Origin of the sequence: Shewanella sp. SG41-4 (assembly GCF_014164505.1) — a bacterium.
Classification (GTDB): Bacteria; Pseudomonadota; Gammaproteobacteria; order Enterobacterales; family Shewanellaceae; genus Shewanella.
The window spans coordinates 41,233-59,760 of sequence record NZ_JACJFI010000004.1 but is presented as its reverse complement, the minus strand read 5'-3'; the positions used below and the strand labels follow the sequence as shown (position 1 = coordinate 59,760).

Below are 18,528 nucleotides of genomic sequence, written 5' to 3'. Positions count from 1 at the left end.
AATTGCATTAGGGCTGCGGGTATATAAAACACCCGGTTCACAAGCCGGATATATGAAGGCAATGAATTTGTTTATCAACGCTTCGAAATCACTTGCAAAACGGGTGGGTCCATATATGACGTAATTTGGGTGTGCATTACTTATATGACGAGAGGGTGGATTGCCGTTATGGCGAAATAGCGCGCATTACCGGAATGAAGTGTGAGTGCGCATTACTTCCCCCCGCACGTCATCCTCGAATGCTTTAATCCCGGCTCAGAAACACTACCGGGACGGATCCAGGTGTTGCCTTGGATTGCTGTGACTTTAAAGCATTAACACCTGGATTCCGGCTCAAAAGCGTTACCGGAATGACGTAGTTTGGGTGTGCATTACTTATATGACGAGAGGGTGGATTGCCGGTGTGGCGAAATAGCGAGTATTACTTCCCCCCGCACGTCATCCTCGAATGCTTTAATCCCGGCTCAGAAACACTACCGGGACGGATCCAGGTGTTGTCTTGGATTGTTGTGGCTTTAAACATTAACACCTGGATTCCGGCTCAAAAGCGTTACCGGAATGACGAAAGGGTGGATTGCCATTATGGCGAAATAGCGCGCATTACCGGAATGACGTAATTTGGGTGTGCATTACTTATATGACTAGAGGGTGGGTCCATATATGACGAGTGGGTGGATTGCCGTTATGGCGAAATAGCGCGCATTACCGGAATAACGATTTAGAGCTGACAGCGTTGATTAAGTTTTTAACCTTTAGCTCAACGCTTTTCATCTATTTTAACGCTTGTTCTATATCTGCGATAAGATCTTCTACATTCTCTAATCCTACTGAGATACGCAGTAAGTTGTCGGTAATGCCTGCGGCTAGTCGCGCTTCTGGTGTGTAAGGAGAATGGGTCATTGATGCAGGGTGTTGGATCAATGATTCTGCGTCACCTAGGCTTACTGCAATGGTAAATAGCTTAAGACGATTTACAAAGTTGATTGCGTCTTGCTTATCGCCTTTTAGTTCAAAAGCAATAACACCGCCTGCCCGTTTCATTTGATTGCCGATGAAACGATGGCCTTGGTGGTGTTCTAAACCAGGGTAAAACACTTGGCTAAATTTAGGGTGTTTATCTAAATATGTAGCTAACACTTCGGCGTTGTCACAGTGACGAGCTAACCGTACGTCTAGGGTTTTTAAACCGCGTAAAATTAACCATGCATCGTGCGGTGAAATCACGCCACCAAAGTCTTTTAAGATTTCATATTTTAATCTGTGCATGTGCTCGGCGTTGCCACACACAATACCCGCAATTACATCACCGTGACCGTTTAAGTACTTAGTGGCACTATGGATCACCATGTCGATGCCCATCGCTAGCGGCTGCTGCAATAGTGGTGTCATAAAGGTGTTGTCGACGATTGACACTAAGTTATGTGCTTTGGCAACTTTGGCCATGGCGGCAAGATCGAATACTTGTAAATGCGGGTTTACCGGTGTTTCACAAAACAACACTTTGGTATTTGGCTTGATGGCAGCTTCAATTGCAGCGATATCGGTAAAGTCGACCAGGGTTGATGTAATGCCTAAACGCGTTAGCTGAGTCGTCATTAGTGCAAAAGTACAACCATAAACAGCTTTAGATGCGACTAAGTGATCGCCTGCATGCAGGTGCGTTAATAATGCACTGGACACAGCTGCCATGCCAGATGCTGTTGCTGCGGCATCTTCAGCGCCTTCTAGTAGCGCCATTTTACGCTCAAGTTCTGCGGTGGTTGGGTTACCCAAACGAGTATAAATATAGCCAGGCTCTTCACCAGCAAAACGTGCACCGCCCTGCTCTGCGGTATCAAACACAAATGTGGCTGTTTGGTAAAGTGGTGTAGTGAGTGAGCCAAAGGCTTCGCGCTGATGGCCGCCATGAATGGCTAATGTGGCTAAATTCCATGTGCTGTGCTTGTTATCTTGCATTGCGTCTCCCTGCGCCACCTTGTTATGAGTTGTTACCCTCTTTGGGGTTATTGTTATGGTGGTCGGAATTTAAGATACAGCGGAATAAGATATAACCAAATGATTGCTAAAAAATAACCAATGAGTGTGATGTAAAAACAATTTTACAAACAGGTGTTTGCATCGTTTAAATCATCTATTTGAGCATTGTTAGCAAGGGTGAATATAAGTGATAGTAAGCAATTAACTCGACAAAGATTGCTTCAGTTTTAGCATACCTTGGTCGATACTCACCAGCGGCTGGTAGCCTAAGTCTTGTTTTGCTGCGCTGATATCAAAGTAATGACTGGTCGACAGTTGTCTTGCGACAAAGCGGGTCATGATGGGTTCTTGTTGCTTATTCAATAAGCCATAAACCGTTTCTAGCACCACGCCTGCGGCATAGGCGACACCTGCTGGCACACGCTTAGTTACTGGCGGTAAATCTACACAGGCTAGAATTTTATTGAGCATGGCAGCCATGGTGATAGGTTGATCGTTGCTTAAAAAATAGGCTTTCCCGGCACACTTGGCGTTTGCCACTAAATCAACGGCAGCCAAAATATGGGCGTAGGCGGCGTTATCAACATAGATGGTATCGACCAGTTTATCTTCACTTCCAACTAGCTTAAGTCGCCCTGCTTTAGCACGTTCAATCACTCGGGGTACAAGGTGAGGATCGTTTGGCCCCCAGATTAGATGCGGCCGTAAGGCTGTGGTTCGAAGTTGAGGAGTATTCGCTGCAAGGACGTTTTGTTCAGCAATGGCTTTCGATTCGCCATAATAATTGAGGTATTCAGCAGCGTAAGGTGCTGACTCGTTAATGCCGTTTTCGTCATGCCCAGCAAAGGTTACGCTTGGGGTGCTGGTATAAATAAGATTTTGAATATTAAGCGCTTTACAAGCATTAACAATATTAGCTGCACCGTCGACATTAGGCGAATAATAACTTTGCTTACTGCCCCACACGCCTGCCTTTGATGCCACATGGAACACCAAGTCACAACCTTGCATGGCTTGTTTGACACAATCATAGTCGCTGATATCACCTTGACGCATATCAACACCCAGTTCGACCAGTTTAGGATAATAGCCTCTGGCAAACCCCACGACTTCAATACCTGCAGACAATAGACGCTGACAAATAGCAAACCCTAAAAAGCCGCCAGCACCGGTAACAAACACTTTGTTGACCGATAATGCTAATTGCGTAAGCGCTGTTTGCTCTAGGGGATGTAAATCTGTCAGCTTCATTATTAATACCTTGTTGTTACTTTAGGGCCGGCCGTATTATTACGTTATGCTGAGCCTTATCATTACTGAATGACGGCCTTACTACAGTCTTAGTACAGCGGCCTTACTACAATCTAAGTACAGCCTTATTCTTTCCATTGCTTTTGAGCCCAAACGGCGAGCTTTTCTCTGAATATTTTTGCGTTATGACGTACATCGACCGGGAAATCGGGATGAATTAAAAAACGGCCGATACCTTGAGTATGTGGATGCAGCTCAGCCAATTGAGTTAATTCTTGAAATAGCGCTTTAGCCGTTGAGCAGACAATATCTTTATGCAATTCGATACACAAAACGGGCACAATATCCCCGTGCACATTGACACCAACAATGGCTGAACGTTTAACTTGAGTGTGAGTATTAAACACTCGCTCACAGGGCAGCGTATAAAAACGTTTTAATCTTTGCTTACCGCGCGTGGCATCTACAATATGTCCTTTACGACCACACATCCACAACAAGCCGTCATCATCAAGATAACCCACGTCTCCCATGCGGTGCATGACACGTTCACCGTGATTAATTTTAGCTACATCAGTGGCATGTTGACGTTGATAATAAGCTTGGCTGACCATAGGGCCACTCACCACAATTTCGCCAATTTCGTTGGTGGAAAGTTTTTTGACATCAGACCAATTAGGCTGTGCTGAATCTGTAATGGCAATAATGTTTACACTCACCGACGATATCGGTTTACCGACACAAATGCCTTTGCCTTGATCGGTTAGGTCACTGGTATTAAATAAAGCATGACTGCCAATCATACTGATAGGCAACGACTCTGTCGCACCATAAGAATTAAGTACTTCAACCTGTGGATTGAGCATGTTGCTAAAGCGCTTGATTGAGCTAATGGTTGCCGGAGCACCTGCTGATATCACTCGCTTAACACTTGTGAGTTTATGCTGGCTTTGCTCACCAGCTTGGCCTAGTCGCTCTAATAAAGCTGGGTTAACAAACATGTTGCTGCATTGATATTTGTCGATGGCGGCAAACAAATTGTCAGGATTCGCGGTAATCGGTTTGCTGGCATCCATGTCTGGCACAATTGACGCCATGCCTAATGCTGGGCCAAATAATGAAAACAGCGGGAAAGTCGCTAAGTCACGCTCGCCAGGGGTGATGCCATAATCGTGTTTAAGTGCGCTTATTTGTGCCTCAAACATACCATGGCTGTACACCACGCCTTTAGGGGTACCTGTGCTACCACTTGTAAACAAAATAGCCGCCATGTCGTCTGGCTTTAGTAGTGCCATATCGCAAGGTTGAGCAACATTACGGCCAATTTCGATAATGGTTTCTAAACTTGTTGCGTTAGCTAACCAGCGTTGAATGCCCGAGCCACCCACATTAATCACTTGCTTAACACTGCCTTTGCCCCACCCCAGAACACGCCTAGCAATATGCGCTTTTGGAATGCCGATAAATGCATCCGGCTGCGACTCTGCAAAACACTGTTTAAGGTTTTTGATACCCATGCCTGGGTCAACTAAAATAGGGATAATACCGGCTTTGAATAAGCCAAACGTTAACGCGAAAAACTCAATGCTGGGTGTGACCATCAATACGGCTTTCATGCCGCGCATAATACCATACTGAATTAACCCTTTGGCAATCATGTCCGATTGACGGTGTAAGGTAACAAAGTCTATTTCCTGATAACTGAATTTACCTTGTTTAGCGTGCTGCACAGCAACTGCAAGATCGGCAGGCATTGTTTGTGCAGCCGTTTTAAGGTGCTGACAGATATTGGCATTAGCAAGTATAGAGGTTTGAGTCATGTGGCTTCATTTTGGGCTAATGTGAAGAACGCATATGCTGGCTAACAATAACGCCAATATATAGATAATTTTAGACGGTTAAATAGCTAAAAGGCTCAAATGAGCCTTTTAGGGTGTAATTAATTTTTTGCGATAAAGTCTTTAATTAAGCCAATCACTTCGTCGCTGGCATCTTCAAGAATGTAATGACCGCAGTCAGCAAACTCATGCACCGTGGCGTGAGGCATTCGCTGTCGCCATTCTTCTAAGAAATACTTATCAAACACAAAATCTTGTAAACCAAAACAAATCAACGTCGGTACGTCAGCAAACTCGCTTAAGCTATCGCCAATGTTAGTCACTAAGTCGTAGTTTCTATCACCAGGCTTAAGTGGAATGTCTTGAACAAAGCGTAATGTTGAAATACGGTTTTTCCACGAGTTAAATGGGGCTACATACGCTTCGCGCACTTCTTTAGACATAGGTTTGCGTTTAACACCTACGTAAGATGCCGCTGACGAAAATGCATTTAAACCACGTACTAGCAAGGTACCTAATACGGTTTCGCGGCAAATCCATAATGCCCATGGGAACGGCTTAGTTTTAGGAAGATGAAACGCGGCAGTGTTTAAACACACAATGCGTTTAATACGCTCAGGGTGACGAGCCGCAAAGCCCATACCAATCATACCGCCCCAGTCGTGTACCACTAGAGTAATGTTTTGTTTTACATCTAAGCTTTCAAGTAACGCTTCTAAGTCATCAATACGGTTTTTTAGGGTGTAATCGTATTGTGGATCATCGGGTTTGTCTGATAAGCCGCAACCAATATGGTCTGGCACAATACACTGATGCTGATCGCTCAACGCGCTCACTAAATTACGATAGTAGTAACTCCAGCTAGGATTACCGTGCACCATAACGACAGGCTCGCCTTGGCCTTCGTTTATGTAATGGAGTTTATTGCCGTTACGGTCTAAATAATGACTTTTAAATGGCAGTAAGTTGTCAAGCATGATGCATCCTGTTAACTATTTTTATAATGATATGCAAAAAAATTCAGTGCAGCCCAAGGCTTACCACTTAATTCCTAACATCATGCAGTTCAAACCACTGCCTATCCCTAAAAAGCTGACTTGGTCGCCAACACGTAAAAAACCTTCATCGTGGGCAATTGCAGCAGTAACAGGTAATGATACTGTGCCCATGTTGCCTAAGGTTTGATAGGTGGGATATTCTTTTTCATGTGGAATGTTTAATGCGTTTAGCACTTGCCTGCGGTTTGATGCACCCACTTGATGACAAATCACTTTATCAACTTGCTCCACGACCCAGTCGCGTTGTTCTAAAAAGTGCTCCCAAGTGTGCTTAGCAAGCTCTACGCCTTCTTTTAGTAAGGTAACAGCATCGGTACGCATAAACTCGCGATACAATAAGTGCCCTGCTTCTTGTAAGCCCCACTGACACAATTGATGATGCTCTGGTGCAGACAAATGGCTCGCACCTAGTAATTGATGATGACGTGTGGTGGTAAGTGGCAAAGTACCGTCGGTTAAAATAACCGCTACCGCACCTGAACCACCGGTTAAGGTAGCCAATGACTGAGCAAAATTTTGCATTGTCGGTTCTGCTAGCATGTGGTCAATAGTCGCATCCACAATGTCTCGTGCAGATTCACACGACACAACCATACCGGCTTTGATTTGGCCTAACTCAATTCGGTTGGCAATATCTAAAATACCCGACAACACACCTAAACAGGCATTACTAATGTCGTATATTGCAGTGTCTTTAGACACGCCGAGTTCAGCTGCAATTCGGCAAGCGGTTGCGGGTTCGTGTTGGTCACGGCATACACCGGTGTAAACCACTGCACCTAAATCGCTGACATTAATACCGGTTTCATTCACGGCTTTACGTGCAGCAGCAATAGCACCGTCTGATAGACGATAACCTTTAGGCCACCAACGGCGCTCAGTAATACCCGTTAATGCGGCAAGTTGCCCCATTGGAATACGAAACTTTTGATATAGCGGCGCTAAGCGAGATTCTAAATCGCTACTCGACACTATTTGTGGTGCTAGCTCATAAGCCAGACTATTGATAAAGACGCGTGAATATTTCATTAAACCGTATAATTCGCTTCGCTCTAGCAAGCCCAAAGCCACTAGAATAATTGTTATTCGTTATTAACCCGCCATTTGAACAAGAATGGCCTAATTATTCAATCAAAAACAGCAATCCAATGCAGTAATTGGGAAGATTATTTGTGGCTAAATTTTATTGTGTGATTAACTAGCTTGTTGATTTTTACAGTTTTAAGGAAATTAGACCAGTATAAACAAAGGTTTAATTTACAATTTTGTGACAAAGGCTACCATTAGTTTGTTTTAATTGCTTGGATCATCGCATTTCGTGGCGTAACACTGTTTGCACAAAATTCAGTCAATGTAACTTGATAGCCCTGCTCTTGTAAAAAACACACTCGATCGAGCAACAGCCAATGCTCTAATGTGCGTCGAAATAAATGTGCCACTAAATCGATTCGCTTAGTCAGTCTTTGTCGCTCGATTCCAAGGTGCAAATAATGGCTCAAATTAATCTTACTGGATATAGCTAAATGCTTTTCATTTGCTGCCCATTGGCAAAAATCGTTAAAACTACCACTAAGCTGGCTTTTTTTAATGGTTGGCACCGGTAGATAAGCCTCTATGCCGCGTGTTTTTCGCTGCAAACTGTCAAAACCTAAGCGCCATGATATTTCTTGATTACGTAATGTTTGTTTTTTGGTGCCTGCAATAACACTTTGTTGCAATGGCAGCTGTAAGTCATGCTTTGAAAGTTTAATCGCACTCACTTTGGCTAAGGACGATAGTGGTTGATAATGGGTATGCTCAATCAAATGATAACAGCAAGGTGAAATAGACATCACTCGGGTGCCTGCCGATACAGCAAGTTTGAGTAAACGAATGTGTAAGTCACCACAAGCATGCAATGCGATTGCATGTTGTTGTTCTAACAAAAGCGGTTGATTCGGGTCGATTGGCGCAAACGCATCGGCACAAATAAAAGTTTGTGGTAATTGCCATTGCTTAGCAAAAATCTGGCCTTGTGTGCATAAGCCCGCTTGCCATTCAATACTGGTTACCTCAATGTTTTGCTGCTTAGCCACCAAACGGCCTAAATGGCCTTTGCCTGCACACCACTCTAAGATAGGTAATCGAGGTAATTGAGGGTGATATTGCGGATTAACTTGCTCCGTAAATGCGCTGATTTGTTGCCACTTGCGACCTTTAATATGTGCACTAAAATGGGCTAAATCGCTAGTTGGATGTTCATTACTCAGCTGTTCAGTGTCTTGCATCGCTTGAGTATCGTCACGGTTAATCGCACTTGTAGGCAAAGTGATGGCTAACAAGCTTAATTGGTTAATCAGTTGATCTTTGTCTAGAAACTGACCTTGCTGTATGTCTACTATCAAACTTGGTAATAATGCACCAACAAGATGTTGTTGATCTGCATCGAGGTTATCTATTTCAGCGTCATCTAGTTGCCACACGGTTTGGGCTAAATGTGGAAACTCCTGCTGCCAGGGTAAGTGGTCACACTCAAATGCGACTAGCTGCCACAAGGGTTTTAGGGCACCAAGAAGCGAATCAATGGCATTAAAAGTCTGTTGATAATTGATTACTGACATATTAAGACTTGTAGTTAACCTTAGCCGATTGAAATGATAGGATGCGAGTCATTAAATCGCAGAACTGGAATTGTAAACTATGCACTCACCTTGTGTCGCCCGTTGTGGCTTAAATGCTGACGATTATTGTATGGGCTGTTTTCGCCACATCGATGAGATTGTATCTTGGTCGCAAGCAAGTGATGAGCGAAAAAAACAAATTTGGAATAGTTTAGAAAGTAGAAAACAGCAGTTTTTAGGTGACAGCAACAACCAAACGTTGTCACGGGAAAAGTGGTTGGAAGCTGAAAAGCGTATAAAAAAATATTAAAAACCAATACTTTAATCGCCATCCCTTTAAATACTTTTATTACAGCTCAGAAACGCTGCCGAGACGGACCTAGGTGTTGTCACTGATTGTTGTGGCTTTAAATCATTAACACCTGGATTCCGGCTTAAAAGCATTACCGGAATGACGTGCGGGTGGATTACCGTTGTAACGTGTGGGTGGATTACCGTTGTAACGTGTGGGTGGATTAGCGGTGTGACGTAATAGTGAACATTAATTGAATGACGTTAGGGTGGATTGCCGTTGTAACGTGTGGGTGGATTAGCGGTGTGACGAAATTGCGCGCATTACTTGAATGACGTTAGGGTGGATTGCCGGTGTGACGAAATAGCGCGCATTCCTTGAATGACGTGTGAGTGTGCATTACTTCGCCCTAGCCCGTCATCCTCGAGATCTCTTATCGGGGATCCATTCTTAGCTTTTAAGTATCTAAAATGCTGCGCTGCAAGTGATATGGACGGCATAGTGAACTGGTATCTGCTTTACTCGTCCTTTGCCTTGCATCCTGAAGCACGCCGCGAAGCGACCTAGCTCCTAGGCTTTTATCGCTTGTCATCGATTTTTATCGCTCTTAACCGCTTCTATCGTCTTAGCTTTACTTCTTCATCATCGCTTTTAAGTCTGCGAACGGATTAAAAGTGGCGGCATCTTGTTTGGCTTCTTTAGTGCTACCGTAACGAATCAACTCTTCAAAGCGTGAATGTTCATTGTCGTGACAATACAGGCATAGTAATTCCCAATTAGTGCCATCTGAGGGATTATTGTCATGATTATGATCACGATGATGCACAGTTAATTCAGATAAGTTTTTATGTATAAATTCTCTAGTACAACGCCCACACACCCAAGGATATAGCTTAAGTGCTTGCTCGCGATATCCTTTTTCACGAGAGGCTTTGTAGTCTCTGGCTTCAGCTAATACTTTATCTAATTTACTTTCGTTGGCTGACATTGATTTATCACTCATAAATGAAATTACCCCAAGGATAATCACTGTTTTCGCTTGGGGCAATTATTTGCTAGATCTTATTTTAAGATTATTGTGTGATTAGCACTGATTAACAATGACAAAGCAATGATGAAACATCACTTAGCTTCTTCTAATCACCTAAAGCCTAGATGCTATACCTGCAAAATATAACACGATGAATCGCGATAAAATGAGATGACGAATGCAGCGCTGATTCATATCAGTGTGGTCGATTTAATCGTGTCAACCGGCTCTTGCCGCCGCGAAACCTACAAGCTGGAGTTAGTCGGCTCTAAGTTTCCGAGCTGTCGCTACTATCGCTTGATAACATCATTACAGATTGCTATCGCTTGATATCATCATTACAGATTGATATCTCTGTTTGCGCTTTATATCGCTTATTACCACTCCAAATAACGATTAGTCGGTTTTAGCTTCTTTACTGTTTGATATTCCGGCGGTTAAATTAAAGCGCATTGCATCTTCAAATGACCAATCAACAAAAATAAGGTCGTCGCGTTTAACCAAACTGGTCACCCCTGCGATTTGGTAACTCAGTTGAAATAGTACTGGCAACCAATCACCTTCTGGCAATGCATCAACGAGGGGCTGTGGTGCAGAGTCACTCATGATAAAACCAACGACAAAACTGCCATTGGCTTGTTTAACTAATACGGTTTTTTGGGTTTTAGGTTGGCCATCGCGATTCATTAAACTGGCGATATCACGAATACTGCCATAGACAGATTTAAACAAAGGAAACTTCATCAGTTGGTTTTCAATCCAACCGTACACCCATGCAATCGGACTAACGGAAAACAATAATCCCGCTACAAACACTAAACTCGCCACCAAACAAAAACCAGCGCCAACAAAGACAGTTTTTATGCCCACAATATCAAGCAATAACTTACCTAAGCCATCCAATGAGATGAACAATGACCAAAATAGCCAAATAGATAACACCATAGGTAATAAATTGGTTAAACCACGAGCAAGGGTATTTTTCATGAACGATTTCTTCTACATCAGATTTAGGCGCCAAAGATAACAAATATCCATCAAAACCGCTAAACAAAAACGCCCTATGCTGGGCTGTTTGATGGATAAACAGTACAACATAGGGCGTTTCTAAAGTCGCGAAGACCTTTTACAGCTCTTTTTCCATTTCTTCATAAGAAATATGTCGAACGTCTTTACCTTTCACATAGTAAATCACATATTCACAAATATTCTTACAACGGTCTCCAACACGCTCAACAGCACGTGCAGCCCATAGTACGTCTAGCACACCAGGGATTGAGCGAGGGTCTTCCATCATATGAGTCATTAATTGACGGATAATACCTTCATATTCTTTGTCTAATTTTGCATCTTCTTTATGTAGCTCAAATGCCTGGTCGGCATCCATACGTGCTAACGCATCTAACGTTGAGTGCAACATACGTGTGGCGTGACGCCCCATGTTTTCAATACTCACCAATAAAGGCTGTTGACTGTTAGCGCGTTTTTCTACCGCAGCTTTAGCTATACGGACACAAGCGTCACCAATACGTTCAAGATCGGTAATAGTTTTAGAAATAGCCAAAATTAAGCGCAAATCGCTAGCAGCAGGTTGACGCTTAGCAATAATACGAGTGCACTCTTCATCAATAGCCACTTCCATGCCATTGACTTTATGATCGCCTTCAATCACTTGTTGAGCTAATTCTGAGTCAAGTGTTGCTAGTGCATCTAATGCTTGCTCAAGCTGGCGCTCAACTAGACCGCCCATGGCTAATACTCGATTACGAATATCATCAAGCTCGGCATTAAATTGGCCAGATATGTGTTTACTTAAATTCATTTTTTCCATGATACCCACCTAAATTCTGTATGTTAATTAAAAGCGTTTTGAGCAAGATTAACCGTAACGACCGGTAATATAATCTTCTGTTTTACGCTTTTTAGGGGTCGTGAAAATGGTGTTGGTATCAGCGTACTCAACCAACTCACCCATGTACATAAAGGCCGTTTGATCGGACACTCGTGCCGCTTGTTGCATGTTGTGCGTCACAATCACCACGGTATATTTCTGCTTTAACTCAGTAATCAATTCTTCAATTGTTAAGGTTGAGATTGGGTCAAGTGCTGACGTTGGCTCATCGAGTAATAATACTTCAGGCTCAATGGCAATAGCGCGGGCAATCACTAAACGTTGTTGCTGACCACCGGATAAACCAAATGCATTGTCATGTAGACGGTCTTTCACTTCGTCCCAAATCGCTGCGCCACGTAATGAACGCTCTGCCGCTTCGTCTAAATCACGACGGTTGCTTAACCCTTGCAAACGTAAACCATAGACTACGTTTTCGTAAATTGACTTAGGAAACGGATTAGGACGCTGAAACACCATGCCGACATTACGACGTAGCGCAGCTACATCGACTTTCTTGTCATAAATGTTCTGCCCATGAAGTAATATTTCACCTTCAATTTTACAACTATCAACCAAATCATTCATGCGGTTAATACAACGTAACAGTGTTGATTTACCACAACCACTTGGGCCGATAAATGCTGTAACTTGTCTTTTAGGGATCTTCATCGACACATCAAATAGCGCTTGTTTGTCACCATAACGTAAATCAAGGTTACGGATTTCAAGTGCGGTATCCTGTGCCGGTAAATTAACTAAATCAACGGCTTCTGTTTGCATTGCTGAACTATCAATAGAAATCATTTTATCTTTCCTCAGGATATCGCTAATTAATGTTCTAGCGAACGGAATTTTTCACGTAAATGGTTGCGCACGCTGATAGCGGTTAAATTAAGAGCAACAATTACAGATACTAATAAGAACGAAGTTGCGTACACCAATGGGCGTGCAGCCTCTACGTTAGGGCTTTGGAAGCCAACATCGTAAATATGGAAACCTAAGTGCATGAACTTACGTTCTAAATGCACAAACGGGAAGTTCATATCAATCGGTAATGTTGGGGCTAGCTTTACTACACCCACTAACATCAACGGAGCCACTTCACCAGCTGCACGTGCCACGGCTAAAATCAAACCAGTCATAATTGCTGGGCTTGCCATTGGTATCACAATGCGCCATAAGGTCTCTGCTTTAGTCGCACCTAATGCCAAGCTGCCTTGGCGTACTGCACTAGGAATACGGCTTAAGCCCTCTTCGGTCGATACAATCACCACCGGCAAGGTTAAGATAGCTAATGTTAGGGCTGACCAAATAACTCCAGGAGAGCCAAATGTCGGTGCTGGTAGCGCTTCAGGGAAGAACAATTGGTCAATTGAACCGCCCATCATGTATACAAAGAAACCTAACCCAAACACACCATAAACGATTGACGGCACACCGGCTAAGTTAATCACCGCAATACGGATCATCTTAGTGATAGGGCCTTTCTTGGCGTATTCGTGTAAGTAAATGGCAGCAATAACTCCAAATGGCGTCACGATCACGGCCATGAGCATCACCATAAATACCGTACCAAATATCGCTGGGAATACACCACCTTCAGTGTTTGCTTCACGCGGGTCATCACTCACAAAGCGACCAATGCCCACAAACCAATGACCCACTTTACCCAGTAAACTCATATGATTGACGTAACTTACGTCTAAAATTGAGTCCAGTGGCAAAGTGACCTCAACGCCACGCATGTCTTTAATTACCACAGAATCACGAGCCGCTTTATCTCGCAGGGCAAACAAGTCTTTTTCAAGCACTAAGTAGTCTTTGTTGAGCTGTTCGATTTGCGCCTTGAAGTCTGCTTTTAGTTCAGTGGTTAATTTACCATCAAGCTCATAACCACGTTCTTTTAAACGTAGTCGCTCCATTTGATGATTTATCGAACCAATATCGCTTTTTTGTAACGCCAAGGCTTCGTCAGAAATCGCCACAGCGCGGTCGATGTGGTCGAACAAAGACGATTCTATGTCTGCTTCATTGGTTAACTCTAAACGTTTGCCGTCTTCGATTACCGCAACAGGATAACCGTAAAAATTACCGTTTTTAGTTCGTTCAAGTTTAGCAACATCAGCAGGCAAAGAACGGCTAACGATGTCTGTACCTAAAATCCAACGAAAATCTAAACCAACAAACTCACGGTTACCGGTTTTGACCAAGTAACGTGTTACAAACTCACCAGGGTGTTTGCTAAATTTATGACCCGCTGAAATTAAGCGCTCAGTAGGCACCTCTTCACGGTCGTAAATCTCACCAATTAAGGTGCTTTTAACACCATTGTTGTCTTCGAGTTGCCATTCATAAACATCAGCTGGCCAAAAGTAACTCAAGCCACGCCAAGCGATTAACAGTAATAAGCCTAATACGGCAATCAAACTGATACTAACGGCACCACCGGTCATCCAAATCCACGGTGAACCTGATTTAAACCACTTACCCATTGCACAAACCTCTCAAGGCGATTGGCGAATTAATCATTAATTGAGTCATCATCTTTCCTTACAGTGAGCTATAACGTTCGCGTAAACGTTGGCGAACAACTTCAGCAATGGTATTAAAGAAGAAGGTGAATACGAACAATACAAAGGCAGCTAAGAACAATACGCGATAATGCGTACTGCCAATGGCCGACTCAGGCATTTCTACAGCAATGTTTGCCGCTAAGGTACGCATACCTTCAAATACACTCCACTCAAGGATTGCAGTATTACCGGTTGCCATTAACACAATCATGGTTTCACCCACTGCACGGCCTAAGCCCATCATGATGGCCGAGAATATACCCGGACTGGCGGTAAGTAATACCACCTTGGTCAGGGTTTGCCAGTTTGTTGCACCCAGTGCCAAACTGCCGTTTGATAAATGACGTGGCACAGAGAAAATGGCATCTTCAGCAATCGAAAATATCGTTGGAATTACCGCAAATCCCATGGCAATACCCACAACCAGCGCATTACGTTGGTCGAATGTGATACCTAAATCATTGGTAATAAATTGACGAGTATTACCGTCAAATAACGCCACTTCAATTATTGGGCTTATCTCAAAGGAGAACCAACCTATAAATATAATCACTGGCAATAGCATTAGTTCTTGATAAGTTTCTGGTAAGCGTTGCTTCCATTTTTCTGGCAATTTACTCCAGGCAAATGCAGTAGCAAGTATTGATGTGGGCAATAACATCAACAACACCACAATGCCGGGCAAATGATCTTCAATCAGTGGCGCTAACCATAAACCAGCCAAGAAACCCAAAATAACCGTCGGTAATGCTTCCATGATTTCAATGGTAGGCTTTACTACATTGCGCACTTTAGGTGTCATGAAGTAAGCAGTATAAATCGCCCCTGCAATTGCTAATGGCGCAGCAAATAGCATGGCGTAAAATGCCGCTTTCATGGTACCAAATGCCAGTGGCATTAAGCTCAATTTAGCTTCAAAGTCGTCAGAACCAGAAGTGGACTGCCACACATATTGTGGTTCAGGGTAACCTTCGTACCACACTTTTTCCCACAACGCGCTCCACGATATTTCTGGATGATCATTTTCAACAGAGAAAAGGTTAAGTTTGTTATCGGCTTCAATCACCAAGGCATTTGAGCGCGGGCTAAAGCCCATTTTACCCGGATTGGTTAACTGAAACTTTTCGTCGAATAACTGACGTTCACTGGTTGTATAAAGCAGTGTTAACTCACCTTCTTCACTCAACACGGCAAAGCTTTTACGATAAAACTCTGTTGCCATTACACTGACAGGAGCAAGATCTTCAAACTCACGAATTTGCTGGTATAAACGACCTTTTTCGCTATTCACTTGGAAGTACTGACTCACAATACCGCTGTCATAACTCACCAAAATAGAGCTGGCACCAGCAAGTAAATTCACTTGCTTAACTTCAGCATTTACCTTTTGAACATCGACAACTTGAAGTAACTCAATAGAGTCGGCATCGCGAGTGTTATAAATAAACAGTTTATTATTCGCACTCAAAATTAGCTGACGGTGATCAGGGGTCATTATCGCTGATATAACATTACTAGGCGCATCTTCAATAAACACTTCAACTGATGACCATTCAACCTCTTCAGTCATCATGTTTTCTTCGCCTTCTTGGCGATTAAGCTTCCAAGCACCATTGGCGTCTTGGTATGCAAAGCTCATGCGGCTGTCGCTAAAATCAAACACCAAATTATAAACAGCACCATCGCGATTAATCGTCAATGGCGTTTCACCCATCGGATAACGTAACATCGGTGTAATGACACGTTTATTTTCTGGGTAGGTTAATCCAAACTCAATGCCGACAACAATCACTTGACCGTTGCTCAGGCCTAATGCAAAACGTTGCTCGCTTGGGCTCGATTTAGCACTGCTGGTTACCGTTGTACCTTCAGGGATTTTTGGTTTGAAAGACGAAATTAATTGACCGCTAACGGCTGAATAAAAATCAACCACACCCGATTCTGTCACTCGATAGAGCACTTCGTTTTGCTCATCACTGCCAACAGTTAAGGTTTTAGCATCAGTATGCTGATAGCTGACACTGGTAACCGGTTCTATATGTGCCCCATCAAAAATTGGCTTGATGACATATAGCAAGTAGAAAAATATTAATAACAGCGTGACAAACACCAATGTGCCGCCAACTGTTACACCAATCTCTGCTGCTTTATCCTTAAATGCTCTGCGGGTTGCATGTCTATCAACAAGTAGACTTTTTTCAGCAGAACCAGGTTGATTGACCTGACTTTCCATTAAGAACCTCTAATAATTAATCGATGCCATAATTAGCGCTTTGAATGTGTAGTCTACTATGCTAACAATAAATATTTATGACTAAATATATGAAAGTAAATCACAGTAAAATAATAACACAATCTTAAGTGGCTGCGATTATATGACGTAAATATGACAGTTGTGTTACAAACATTATTTATCGGAGAAATATCGAATGATGCGTTATCTTATTACTCTTCAAGCACCTGATAGAAAAGGCTTAGTAGAACAAATTGCCAATGTTGTAAGTCGCCATGGTGGCAACTGGCTAGATTCGGAAATGCGTCATATAGACGGCGTTTTCGCTGCAATATTACAGTTAGAAGTGCCTGCACAAAAATGGGACGAGTTAATTGATGCCTTAGAATGCATTGATGGCTTAACTTTAACCTTTGCTAAAACCACCTTAAGCGCTCAACCCATTAAACACCTTCATTACAACTTAGTTGCATACGACCGCCCCGGAATTGTGTTGCATATTTCTAATAAAATGAATGTTCTCGGTGTAAATATCGAACAATTTAGTAGCCAATACGAAACAGCAAGTCACACCGGTATTGCATTATTTAAAGCGACTATGACATTAGGCTTAAGCGACCCAAGCCAAGAAGATCTGATTACTGCATCACTTTATGAAATGGGTGATGATGTTGTGTTAGATAAACTCAGCAAATCAGCATAAGTTGGTTTGAACGTTTAGAACCAATTAAGCCTAAAATCCATTTTGATCATCTGTTAAACTGCCATAAATAATGATGATAAAATGGATTAACCATGTTTGGAACGCTCTCAAAACTCAAAACCCACCTTAATGAAAATCATGAGGTGGAGTACCATTTACCTCTTGGTGACGCGCGTTTAGCACTAAACCCGCTTATTGGTAAGTCATTAACCATGACTCACACTGGTAATATTTTTTGCAGCAACTGCGGTAAAAAGACTAAGAAAAGTTATTCTCAAGGTCATTGTTATGTTTGCATGTCTAAACTGGCCAGTTGTGACTTATGTATAATGAAACCAGAAACATGCCATTTTGATAAAGGTACCTGCCGCGAAGCAGAATGGGCTATGTCAAATTGCTTTGTGCCCCACTATGTTTATTTATCGAATACGTCAGGCATTAAAGTCGGCATTACCCGCCATACTCAAATTCCAACCCGTTGGATAGATCAGGGTGCGACTCAGGGCTTACCTATTTTCAAAGTATCGACACGTAAAATGTCAGGCTTAATCGAAATTGAATTAGCTAAATTCATTAACGACAAAACTCATTGGCAAGCTATGTTAAAAGGCCATAACGATGATGTCGATTTAGTTGAACAAGCAGCCCTACTGATCCCGTTAATTGAAGATAAACTACTAGCTCTTGCAGCCGAATACCAAGACATTGTTATTGAACGCCTTGATGCCAATATTCAAGCGATTAGCTACCCAATTACGCAGTTTCCGGTGAAAGTTAAATCACACAACTTTGATAAAATTGCTGAAGTCACTGGTATTTTGCAAGGCATAAAAGGTCAATACCTTATTTTTGATACTGGGGTGATTAATATTCGTAAATTCTCATCTTACGAAGTCGACGTTAGTTATTAACCGCCAACTCATTCACTGTTGTGTATATATTTGCTGAAGCTAGTGCATTGAAACTCAACAGTGAGTGAGGTATTGACCTATAAAACGAATAATTTAAGCAACCGCTAAAAAAATCATTATGGTGAATGACTAAAATCCCCTAAAATCCTGCTTCTAGAAAATATAACC

The 18,528-nt window shown here is 42.6% G+C and carries 15 protein-coding genes; 3 read left to right on the top strand and 12 right to left on the bottom strand.

What is annotated here, in order from left to right; translation table 11 throughout:
- Positions 1-771 precede the first annotated feature (771 nt).
- From megL to H5202_RS01170, 6 genes are all read right to left on the bottom strand, one after another.
- The gene (gene megL, locus H5202_RS01195) at positions 772-1,956 is read right to left on the bottom strand and encodes a methionine gamma-lyase (RefSeq protein WP_182770218.1); all 1,185 of its coding nucleotides are present in this window, start codon (positions 1,954-1,956) and stop codon (positions 772-774) included.
- A gap of 222 nt (positions 1,957-2,178) precedes the next feature.
- Positions 2,179-3,228: a 2-alkyl-3-oxoalkanoate reductase gene (oleD, locus tag H5202_RS01190; RefSeq protein WP_182770216.1), complete on the bottom strand. Its 1,050-nt coding sequence runs from the start codon at positions 3,226-3,228 to the stop codon at positions 2,179-2,181.
- Between the two features lie 125 nt (positions 3,229-3,353).
- Positions 3,354-5,048: an olefin beta-lactone synthetase gene (gene oleC, locus H5202_RS01185; protein WP_182770214.1), complete on the bottom strand. Its 1,695-nt coding sequence runs from the start codon at positions 5,046-5,048 to the stop codon at positions 3,354-3,356.
- Between the two features lie 119 nt (positions 5,049-5,167).
- Positions 5,168-6,043: an alpha/beta fold hydrolase gene (locus H5202_RS01180; protein WP_182770212.1), complete on the bottom strand. Its 876-nt coding sequence runs from the start codon at positions 6,041-6,043 to the stop codon at positions 5,168-5,170.
- A gap of 60 nt (positions 6,044-6,103) precedes the next feature.
- Complete coding sequence (locus H5202_RS01175; protein WP_182770211.1) at positions 6,104-7,153, bottom strand: 3-oxoacyl-ACP synthase III; 1,050 nt, start codon at positions 7,151-7,153, stop codon at positions 6,104-6,106.
- Positions 7,154-7,407: 254 nt separating this feature from the next.
- Complete coding sequence (locus tag H5202_RS01170) at positions 7,408-8,724, bottom strand: methyltransferase (protein WP_182770209.1); 1,317 nt, start codon at positions 8,722-8,724, stop codon at positions 7,408-7,410.
- Positions 8,725-8,803: 79 nt separating this feature from the next.
- Here H5202_RS01170 and H5202_RS01165 point away from each other — a divergent pair, with 79 nt between their 5' ends.
- Positions 8,804-9,034 carry a DUF1289 domain-containing protein gene (locus H5202_RS01165; RefSeq protein ID WP_182770207.1) on the top strand — a complete coding sequence of 77 codons (231 nt, stop codon included), beginning with the start codon at positions 8,804-8,806 and terminating at the stop codon, positions 9,032-9,034.
- A gap of 613 nt (positions 9,035-9,647) precedes the next feature.
- Here the strand turns inward: H5202_RS01165 and H5202_RS01160 are convergent.
- The 6 genes from H5202_RS01160 to H5202_RS01135 form a co-directional block, all read right to left on the bottom strand.
- Positions 9,648-10,004: a YajD family HNH nuclease gene (locus H5202_RS01160; RefSeq protein ID WP_182744720.1), complete on the bottom strand. Its 357-nt coding sequence runs from the start codon at positions 10,002-10,004 to the stop codon at positions 9,648-9,650.
- 438 nt (positions 10,005-10,442) lie between these two features.
- Positions 10,443-11,033 carry a DUF502 domain-containing protein gene (locus H5202_RS01155; protein ID WP_182770205.1) on the bottom strand — a complete coding sequence of 197 codons (591 nt, stop codon included), beginning with the start codon at positions 11,031-11,033 and terminating at the stop codon, positions 10,443-10,445.
- Between the two features lie 139 nt (positions 11,034-11,172).
- Entirely contained in the window at positions 11,173-11,877 is a 705-nt protein-coding gene (gene phoU / locus H5202_RS01150) for a phosphate signaling complex protein PhoU (RefSeq protein WP_041412865.1), read from the bottom strand.
- A 48-nt stretch (positions 11,878-11,925) separates the two neighbouring features.
- Positions 11,926-12,744: a phosphate ABC transporter ATP-binding protein PstB gene (gene pstB / locus H5202_RS01145; protein ID WP_182770203.1), complete on the bottom strand. Its 819-nt coding sequence runs from the start codon at positions 12,742-12,744 to the stop codon at positions 11,926-11,928.
- A 26-nt stretch (positions 12,745-12,770) separates the two neighbouring features.
- Entirely contained in the window at positions 12,771-14,432 is a 1,662-nt protein-coding gene (gene pstA, locus H5202_RS01140; RefSeq protein ID WP_182770201.1) for a phosphate ABC transporter permease PstA, read from the bottom strand.
- A 58-nt stretch (positions 14,433-14,490) separates the two neighbouring features.
- Positions 14,491-16,746, bottom strand: coding sequence for an ABC transporter permease subunit (locus H5202_RS01135; protein WP_182770200.1), 2,256 nt, complete (start codon positions 16,744-16,746; stop codon positions 14,491-14,493).
- A gap of 196 nt (positions 16,747-16,942) precedes the next feature.
- Here H5202_RS01135 and H5202_RS01130 point away from each other — a divergent pair, with 196 nt between their 5' ends.
- Positions 16,943-17,449, top strand: a complete 507-nt coding sequence (locus tag H5202_RS01130) for a glycine cleavage system protein R (protein WP_182770198.1) — start codon at positions 16,943-16,945, stop codon at positions 17,447-17,449.
- 92 nt (positions 17,450-17,541) lie between these two features.
- Entirely contained in the window at positions 17,542-18,360 is an 819-nt protein-coding gene (locus tag H5202_RS01125) for a DUF2797 domain-containing protein (protein ID WP_182770196.1), read from the top strand.
- The last annotated feature ends 168 nt before the right edge of the window (positions 18,361-18,528 follow it).

Coding starts and splice junctions, on each gene's coding strand:
- oleD (WP_182770216.1), bottom strand. CDS start 3,228: ATGAAGCTGACAGATTTACATCCCCTAGAGCAAACAGCGCTTACGCAA.
- oleC (WP_182770214.1), bottom strand. CDS start 5,048: ATGACTCAAACCTCTATACTTGCTAATGCCAATATCTGTCAGCACCTT.
- H5202_RS01155 (WP_182770205.1), bottom strand. CDS start 11,033: ATGAAAAATACCCTTGCTCGTGGTTTAACCAATTTATTACCTATGGTG.
- phoU (WP_041412865.1), bottom strand. CDS start 11,877: ATGGAAAAAATGAATTTAAGTAAACACATATCTGGCCAATTTAATGCC.
- H5202_RS01160 (WP_182744720.1), bottom strand. CDS start 10,004: ATGTCAGCCAACGAAAGTAAATTAGATAAAGTATTAGCTGAAGCCAGA.
- H5202_RS01180 (WP_182770212.1), bottom strand. CDS start 6,043: ATGCTTGACAACTTACTGCCATTTAAAAGTCATTATTTAGACCGTAAC.
- H5202_RS01170 (WP_182770209.1), bottom strand. CDS start 8,724: ATGTCAGTAATCAATTATCAACAGACTTTTAATGCCATTGATTCGCTT.
- H5202_RS01175 (WP_182770211.1), bottom strand. CDS start 7,153: ATGAAATATTCACGCGTCTTTATCAATAGTCTGGCTTATGAGCTAGCA.
- pstB (WP_182770203.1), bottom strand. CDS start 12,744: ATGATTTCTATTGATAGTTCAGCAATGCAAACAGAAGCCGTTGATTTA.
- H5202_RS01135 (WP_182770200.1), bottom strand. CDS start 16,746: ATGGAAAGTCAGGTCAATCAACCTGGTTCTGCTGAAAAAAGTCTACTT.
- H5202_RS01125 (WP_182770196.1), top strand. CDS start 17,542: ATGTTTGGAACGCTCTCAAAACTCAAAACCCACCTTAATGAAAATCAT.
- H5202_RS01130 (WP_182770198.1), top strand. CDS start 16,943: ATGATGCGTTATCTTATTACTCTTCAAGCACCTGATAGAAAAGGCTTA.
- pstA (WP_182770201.1), bottom strand. CDS start 14,432: ATGGGTAAGTGGTTTAAATCAGGTTCACCGTGGATTTGGATGACCGGT.
- megL (WP_182770218.1), bottom strand. CDS start 1,956: ATGCAAGATAACAAGCACAGCACATGGAATTTAGCCACATTAGCCATT.
- H5202_RS01165 (WP_182770207.1), top strand. CDS start 8,804: ATGCACTCACCTTGTGTCGCCCGTTGTGGCTTAAATGCTGACGATTAT.